This is a genomic window from Flaviramulus sp., from assembly GCF_982512915.1.
Genome location: NZ_CEWOCJ010000051.1, coordinates 1 through 2,628, shown reverse-complemented (window position 1 = coordinate 2,628; position 2,628 = coordinate 1). Strand labels below are relative to the sequence as shown.

3 protein-coding genes are annotated in these 2,628 nt (G+C 31.5%); all 3 read right to left on the bottom strand.

Annotation, left to right across the window (positions count from 1 at the left end):
* Window positions 1-78: 78 nt before the first annotated feature.
* The 3 genes from AC1XJX_RS13615 to AC1XJX_RS13605 all read right to left on the bottom strand — a co-directional run bounded on the left by AC1XJX_RS13615 (window position 79) and on the right by AC1XJX_RS13605 (window position 2,435).
* Window positions 79-843: an SDR family oxidoreductase gene (locus AC1XJX_RS13615; RefSeq protein ID WP_482004537.1), complete on the bottom strand. Its 765-nt coding sequence runs from the start codon at window positions 841-843 to the stop codon at window positions 79-81.
* 101 nt (window positions 844-944) lie between these two features.
* Window positions 945-1,499, bottom strand: coding sequence for a YbhB/YbcL family Raf kinase inhibitor-like protein (locus AC1XJX_RS13610; protein ID WP_482004536.1), 555 nt, complete (start codon window positions 1,497-1,499; stop codon window positions 945-947).
* A gap of 93 nt (window positions 1,500-1,592) precedes the next feature.
* Window positions 1,593-2,435: a helix-turn-helix domain-containing protein gene (locus AC1XJX_RS13605; RefSeq protein WP_482004535.1), complete on the bottom strand. Its 843-nt coding sequence runs from the start codon at window positions 2,433-2,435 to the stop codon at window positions 1,593-1,595.
* Window positions 2,436-2,628: the final 193 nt, after the last annotated feature.

The following is a 2,628-nucleotide window of genomic DNA, read 5'->3' as shown; positions in this document are numbered from 1 at the left end:
TAACGTTTAGTATATGAAGCGTAGCCTCCCGATAGGGTGCTATGATTTCATATACAGTGTTAGCTTTTCGTTTTTCATTTATCTCTTAAATCCACCTTCGGAATGAATTATTTGTCCGGTAATCCATTCAGCATCTTCACTGGCTAAAAAACCAATCAGTTTTGCTGTATCTTTTGGTTCACCTATACGATTCATTGGAAATTGATTTAATAGTTCGCTTTTTAATGCTTTGTTCATCCAACCTGTGTCATTCGGTCCAGGGTTTACAGCATTAATTGTAATTCCCTTTATAGCAATTTCTTGACTCAAGGTATAAGTCAATGTTTCAATTGCTCCTTTTGTAATTGCATAGGCTATTTCGTTTGGCATTTGACCTAATGATTGTCCAGAGGTTAGGTTTATTATCCTACCATTTTTATTGAATTTAAATTGTCTAATAAATTCTAAAGTCAATAAAGTTGTTGCCTTTAAATTTATCGCATAATGCTTATCTAATTCGGATTCTGTCAAACTGTTAATCGTTGTTCCAGTGCTATATGTAGCGTTATTTACAAGTATTAATGGATTGCCTAATTTACTCTCAACTGCTGTTAACAGTTGTAGATATGCTTTTTCGCTTGATAAGTCTAACTCTATCTTTTCACATCTAACACCAAATGCTAAAATTTCTTTCAAGATTTTCTCAGGTTCGTCTTCGTCAACACCCCAAGGCATTGTTTTGTCGTATGGTAACCAATAAGTAAAAAAAATATCAAATCCTTTGCTCGCTAATTCACAGCAAATTGCTCGTCCAATTCCTTTAAAACGACTTACTCCAGTTACTAATGCAATCTTATTATTCAATATGTACTATTTTGTTTTTTAAATGAAAGCTAACGGTCTCGGCTAAACGCAGGTGGGGCGCATAGCCCCACTTGCCGTTTTAGCCATTGTTAGTGACAGTTTTATTTTTTTCGTTCATAATAAGTAACAATACTTGCTTTTGCAATTGTATTATTCCAAAGATAATATCCAACGATTGCAGGATTTGTATTTGCATCTAATCCCAACTTATCTACTTTAAGTGCATGAACCGTAATTATGTACTGGTGAATTCCATGATTCTCTGGAGGGCAAGGACCTCCGTATCCTGGTACTCCATAGTTTGTTAAACTTTGGATAGCATCTTTAGGCATTAACCTTTTTTCAATATTTCCTGCATTTTCAAGTATATTATTCACATCGCTTGGAATATCGAAAACTACCCAATGCCACCAACCACTTCCAGTAGGTGCATCAGGATCGTACATTGTAATTGCAAAACTTTTTGTTCCTTCGGGAGCATTTGACCAGGATAATTGAGGTGAAGTATTTTCTCCTGTGCAACCAAAGCCATTAAACTCTTCCATAGCTGTTGAATTTCCTCCTAAAGTCTTACTTTCTAATGTAAAAGCATCTTGACCAGAAAGATTAAAATTAAAAATCAAAGCTACGACCGTAATAAAAATTGATTTGAACATGATATTATTCTTTTAATGATTTAATACTACAAATTTAAGGGCAAATCACTTTGGTACGGTAGTTTATAATGTTCAAAAAGTATTTAAAAATGTTCAATTTTGAATTTGATATTGTTTTGGAGTCATTCCAAACTTCTTTTTAAATGCTTGTACAAAATTGGAAAAATTCTCGTATCCCGCATCTTCGTATACTTCAATTGGGCGATTTTTATTTGTTTTGAGTATAAATGCAATGTGATTTAATCTCTGCTCATTAAACCACTTCATTGGTGTGCTTTGATAGCGTTTAAAAAACTCTCGTTTGAAAGTGGAGACACTCATATTACATAAGAAAGCAAGCTCCTCTAAATTCAATTTATTATATTTATTATTTTCTGTAATGTTGGTTAATCTGCTTATTTTATCATCTATATTTCGTACCAATGAATTTAAAAAATCTGCATTATTCCGATGAATTAAATAAAGCATAATTTCTTCAAATTTATTCTTCAAAATATTGCCTTGAATCTTTTTAGGAAGTTTTAGAACTTGTTCAAGGCTATCAACAAAATTTTGCACGAAGTTATCGTATTCGAAAATATAGAAAGATTTGTGATTCTTTAAGTTTGATGAAAATTGATTGTATTTCTCCAAAAAATGTAATACTTCTTCATCTGAAAAGAAGAATAAAATACTTTGGTAAACTTTAAAAGAATCTGAAATTTTTTCTGTCATTAAGCAATTACCTGATTTCATAATAACAAAATGCTCATTTTCTATCTGTACTGTTTTGTCGTCTCCAATAACTTCTTTAGTACCCGTTCTTAAAAAACTGATTGTATTTTTAGATAGATTTATTTTAGTTTTTTGAATATCTTCAGTTCTTCTATAATTGTATAACTGTAAGTTTTTAGACTCATCTATTTTCAAATCTTTTGGTAGAACAGTAATTTCCATATGACTACTGATTTTTTATTTTCTAATTGTCACTAACGGTTTCGGCTAAACGGCGTAGCCAGCTTTTGCTGGCTATGAACGTTTTAGCCATTGTTGGCAGTTCGTTTTTAATTTTTTAATTTCTATTAATAAGTGGTTAACTTATAATCATCATTCAGCTTCGTCAATTTAGTATAACTACCTTTTACCATAT

What these genes read in the sequence shown, in the direction of transcription:
- AC1XJX_RS13610 (WP_482004536.1), bottom strand. Translation starts at nt 1,499, where the DNA reads ATGTTCAAATCAATTTTTATTACGGTCGTAGCTTTGATTTTTAATTTT.
- AC1XJX_RS13605 (WP_482004535.1), bottom strand. Translation starts at nt 2,435, where the DNA reads ATGGAAATTACTGTTCTACCAAAAGATTTGAAAATAGATGAGTCTAAA.